Source organism: Pluralibacter sp. (assembly GCF_019237635.1).
Lineage (GTDB): Bacteria > Pseudomonadota > Gammaproteobacteria > Enterobacterales > Enterobacteriaceae > Enterobacter_B.
Genome location: NZ_JAFAGS010000021.1, coordinates 1 through 4,497 on the forward strand (window position 1 = coordinate 1; position 4,497 = coordinate 4,497).

Consider the following 4,497-nt stretch of genomic DNA (forward strand, 5'->3'; position numbering starts at 1 on the left):
TTTGATACAGATTAAACAGAATTTGCCTGGCGGCAAGAGCGCGGTGGTCCCACCTGACCCCATGCCGAACTCAGAAGTGAAACGCCGTAGCGCCGATGGTAGTGTGGGGTCTCCCCATGTGAGAGTAGGGAACTGCCAGGCATCAAACAAGTGAAGAGGCCATCCGCAAGGATGGCCTTTTTGCGTTTTTGTCTTTTTCTTTGCGGGGAAGAACCGCAGACAAACTAATCACCTATCTCCGCGCATATACGGTAAACTAGCCGGGTTTTTGCATCAGGAACCTGCTATGAACCATTCCCTAAAATCCTGGAATACCTTCGGTATTGACCGTTATGCGGCACGTATTGTCAGCGCCGACACCACATCCGCTCTACTGGCTGCCTGGCGGCAGGCCACTGCGGAAAACTTGCCGGTGTTGATCCTCGGCGAAGGAAGCAATGTGCTGTTTCTGGACGACTATGATGGTCTGGTGCTGGCAAACCGTATTAAGGGAATTGCTGTTTCTGAGCAGACAGATGCTTGGCATCTGCACATTGGGGCCGGGGAGAACTGGCATAATCTCGTGAAATTCACCCTGGATAACAACATGCCAGGGCTGGAGAATTTAGCACTCATTCCGGGCTGTGCAGGTTCATCGCCAATACAAAATATCGGCGCCTATGGCGTGGAGTTGCAGCGCGTGTGCGAATACGTCGACTGCATTGAGCTGGCAACCGGCAAAGCGTCCCGCCTGACGGCGGCAGAGTGCCGTTTTGGCTATCGCGATAGTATCTTCAAGCATGAGTATCAGGATAAATACGTCATTGTTGCTGTAGGACTTCGACTGGCGAAAGACTGGCAGCCGGTCCTGAGCTATGGCGACCTGACGCGTCTTGATCCGCAGACCGTCACGCCGCAGCAGGTTTTCGATGCCGTGTGCCATATGCGTATGACAAAACTTCCCGATCCTAAAGTGCATGGCAACGCCGGTAGCTTCTTTAAAAATCCGGTTGTCCTGGCTTCTGAGGCCTCCGCATTGCTGGCAGATTACCCGGACGCCCCGCATTACCCGCAGGCAGATGGTCGGGTGAAGCTCGCCGCAGGCTGGCTTATCGACCGTTGTCAGCTTAAAGGGAAATCGTTGGGTGGCGCTGCGGTACACCGTCAGCAGGCGCTGGTCTTGATCAACGAAAATAATGCCACCAGTGACGATGTTGTTGGTCTGGCTCACTATGTTCGCCAGCAGGTTGGCGAGAAATTTAACGTCTGGCTTGAGCCCGAGGTGCGCTTTATTGGTCGCCGCGGCGAGGTCAATGCGGTGGAGGCCATTGCGTGAAGGACCATACGATCCCATTGACGCTGATTTCAATTCTTTCCGACGGCGGCTTCCATTCCGGCGAACAGCTGGGAGAACGGCTGGGCATGAGCCGGGCAGCGATCAATAAACACGTTCAGACGCTGCGCGACTGGGGAGTTGATGTCTTCACCGTCCCGGGTAAGGGCTATAGCCTGCCGGAGCCCATCCAGTTGCTGGATGAGGAGATTATCCGCAAGCATGTTGCGGCGGACTCCGTGACGGTTCTGCCCGTTATCGATTCGACAAACCAGTATTTACTCGACAGACTCGGCGAGCTTCGTTCCGGCGATGCTTGCGTTGCGGAATACCAGCAAGCCGGGCGTGGCCGTCGCGGGCGTAAATGGTTCTCTCCTTTTGGCGCCAACCTCTATCTGTCGATGTACTGGCGGCTGGAGCAGGGGCCGGCCGCCGCAATTGGTCTTAGCCTGGTCATTGGCATCGTTATGGCTGAGGTATTGCAACGCCTGGGCGCGAATGACGTGCGGGTGAAATGGCCAAACGATCTCTATCTGCAGGATCGCAAACTTGCCGGTATCCTGGTCGAACTAACAGGAAAAACCGGGGATGCTGCGCAAATTGTTATTGGCGTAGGCCTCAATCTGATTATGCGCCGGGTGGAGTCAGACGTTGTGAATCAGGGGTGGACCAACCTGCAGGAGGCAGGGATCAGGATCGATCGCAACGCGTTGACGGTACATCTTGTCAAAGAGCTTCGTGAGGCGCTGAGCCTGTTTGAACAGGAGGGGCTGGCACCTTATCTTTCGCGCTGGGAAAAACTCGATAACTTTATCAATCGTCCAGTGAAGCTGATTATTGGCGAGAAAGAGATCTTTGGTATTTCGCGTGGTATTGATACTCAGGGGGCGCTTCTGCTGGAGCAGGATGGCGTTATTAAACCGTGGGTTGGTGGTGAAATTTCGCTGCGAAGCGCAACATGATACCTAATTAAATGGGAGCCATTGTGGCTCCCTTTTTTTATTTCCGCAGGCGGACTTCTTCTACCGAGTGATTCGCGCTCTTGGTCAGGATTAAGCTCGCTCTCTCGCGTGTTGGAAGAATGTTTTCTTTTAGATTCAACATGTTGATTTCGTTCCATAATGAGGTGGCGATATTAACCGCTTCATCTTTAGTTAATTTCGCATAGTTATGGAAATAGGAATCCGGATTGGTAAATGCGCCTTCGCGGAATTTCAGGAAGCGGTTGATATACCATGTCTTAAGAAGCGTTTCCGGCGCATCAACATAAATAGAGAAGTCAACAAAATCAGAAACAAATACGTGGTGTGGATCGTGTGGATAATCCATACCGCTCTGCAGGACATTTAATCCTTCCAGAATCAAAATATCAGGGTGCGTGACCGTTTTATCCCCACCTGGAATAACATCATAGCTGAGATGGGAATACACCGGCGCCGTCACGTTCGGCGCGCCTGATTTGATATCAGAGACAAATTTCACCAGACGATGCATATCGTACGATTGCGGGAAGCCTTTCTTCTTCATCAGACCGCGCTCTTTAAGCACCTCATTGGGGTGCAGGAAGCCATCTGTCGTGATGAGCTCAACGCGGCGATGTTCCGGCCAGCGGCTAAGCAACGCCTGCAGGACGCGCGCTGTCGTGCTTTTACCGACCGCAACGCTACCGGCGATACTAATAACGTAAGGGATACGCTGAGCGTTGGTGCCAAGAAATTGCTCCAGCACGGCCTGGCGGCGCAGGTTCGAGCTGATGTAAAAGTTGAGCAAACGGGATAATGGCAAATAGATCTCCGCGACTTCTTCCAGGGACAGATCTTCGTTGATGCCTTTTAAGCGCGTGATTTCCCCTTCCGTGAGGGTCATTGGCACGGAATCACGAAGTGCAGCCCACTGGCTGCGGTTGAACTGTACATAGGGTGTCATTAACGTTTGCTCTTTTTTACTCATAAGCATGCTTTGGCTGTCACACGCGTTTCAGACAGAGAAAGGCGGATGACGCATCACATTTAGTTAGTCAGGACAATGGGCAGGAGGTTAACACCAGAATGAACAGAACAAGAAGAAAAAATCAGATTAAGTGATGCTTTCAGCAGAAAGCATCAATCAGAGGCCATCGGATGACGCTGTGGGTCGACAGACATACGTAGGTCTACGCTGTGATTCAACCGCATCGCGCCAGAGGAGGGGGGAATTCTCCTGCCTCGCCGATTTTTTGCGCTCTCTGAAGCGGAATCGCGTCATTTTTTATCCGGAATGCATAAAATGTGAGCGATAGAACGTTTTATGCAAATTTTTAGTTGCATGCATCGGCCGCTCTCCCTAGAATGCGCGCTACTTGATGCCGACTTAGCTCAGTAGGTAGAGCAACTGACTTGTAATCAGTAGGTCACCAGTTCGATTCCGGTAGTCGGCACCATCAAGTCCGGTGGGGTTCCCGAGCGGCCAAAGGGAGCAGACTGTAAATCTGCCGTCACAGACTTCGAAGGTTCGAATCCTTCCCCCACCACCACTTTCTGGCAGCGTTTTTGCTGCATGAGTTGGTTAAAAAATTAGCTAACTCAAACATAAAAGAGAGAAATCTCTTTTTTGTTACAGAAAGAACTGGGTAGCCGAGTTTCAGGATGCGGGCATCGTATAATGGCTATTACCTCAGCCTTCCAAGCTGATGATGCGGGTTCGATTCCCGCTGCCCGCTCCAGACGTGCTGATATGGCTCAGTTGGTAGAGCGCACCCTTGGTAAGGGTGAGGTCCCCAGTTCGACTCTGGGTATCAGCACCACTTCACTATCTCCTCCCTTTTCTCTCTGTAACGCTAAATTCAACAAGTCGGGCATGTTGCCTGGTTGATGTGGTGATATCACCGATTTATCCGTGTCTTAGAGGGACAATCGATGTCTAAAGAAAAGTTTGAACGTACAAAACCGCACGTTAACGTCGGTACTATCGGCCACGTTGACCATGGTAAAACAACGCTGACCGCTGCAATCACTACCGTACTGGCTAAAACCTATGGTGGTTCTGCTCGCGCATTCGATCAGATCGATAACGCGCCGGAAGAAAAAGCTCGTGGTATCACCATCAACACCTCTCACGTTGAATATGACACCCCGACTCGCCACTACGCGCACGTAGACTGCCCGGGCCACGCCGACTATGTTAAAAACATGATCACCGGTGCTGCG

General features: G+C 51.9%; 4 protein-coding genes, 4 tRNA genes and 1 rRNA gene. 8 read left to right on the plus strand and 1 reads right to left on the minus strand.

All coding sequences use genetic code 11. The features are described 5' to 3' along the window. The first annotated feature begins 25 nt into the window (after window positions 1–25). The 3 genes from rrf (at window position 26) to birA (ending at window position 2,274) form a co-directional block, all read left to right on the plus strand. A 5S ribosomal RNA gene (gene rrf / locus JO226_RS02975) occupies window positions 26–141 on the plus strand. 145 nt (window positions 142–286) lie between these two features. Next, a complete protein-coding gene (gene murB / locus JO226_RS02980) occupies window positions 287–1,315 on the plus strand; it encodes a UDP-N-acetylmuramate dehydrogenase (RefSeq protein WP_293489918.1) in 1,029 nt (342 codons plus the stop codon). Further along, window positions 1,312–2,274 (plus strand): bifunctional biotin--[acetyl-CoA-carboxylase] ligase/biotin operon repressor BirA, encoded by a 963-nt coding sequence (gene birA / locus JO226_RS02985; protein WP_293489920.1) that lies wholly within the window; start codon window positions 1,312–1,314, stop codon window positions 2,272–2,274. The genes murB and birA overlap by 4 nt, the downstream gene beginning before the upstream one ends. A gap of 37 nt (window positions 2,275–2,311) precedes the next feature. Here birA and coaA read toward each other — a convergent pair whose 3' ends face one another. Beyond that, entirely contained in the window at window positions 2,312–3,262 is a 951-nt protein-coding gene (coaA, locus tag JO226_RS02990; protein WP_293489922.1) for a type I pantothenate kinase, read from the minus strand. A 393-nt stretch (window positions 3,263–3,655) separates the two neighbouring features. Between coaA and JO226_RS02995 the strand changes: the two genes are divergently transcribed. The 5 genes from JO226_RS02995 to JO226_RS03015 form a co-directional block, all read left to right on the plus strand. Continuing rightward, window positions 3,656–3,731, plus strand: a tRNA-Thr gene (locus tag JO226_RS02995). 8 nt (window positions 3,732–3,739) lie between these two features. Then, window positions 3,740–3,824: transfer RNA gene (locus tag JO226_RS03000), tRNA-Tyr, on the plus strand. 114 nt (window positions 3,825–3,938) lie between these two features. Then, window positions 3,939–4,013, plus strand: a tRNA-Gly gene (locus JO226_RS03005). A 5-nt stretch (window positions 4,014–4,018) separates the two neighbouring features. Beyond that, window positions 4,019–4,094, plus strand: a tRNA-Thr gene (locus JO226_RS03010). A gap of 112 nt (window positions 4,095–4,206) precedes the next feature. Next, the coding region (locus tag JO226_RS03015) for a GTP-binding protein (RefSeq protein WP_038878821.1) at window positions 4,207–4,497 on the plus strand (291 nt) is incomplete at its 3' end.

What these genes read in the sequence shown, in the direction of transcription:
- murB (WP_293489918.1), top strand. Translation starts at nt 287, where the DNA reads ATGAACCATTCCCTAAAATCCTGGAATACCTTCGGTATTGACCGTTAT.
- coaA (WP_293489922.1), bottom strand. Translation starts at nt 3,262, where the DNA reads ATGAGTAAAAAAGAGCAAACGTTAATGACACCCTATGTACAGTTCAAC.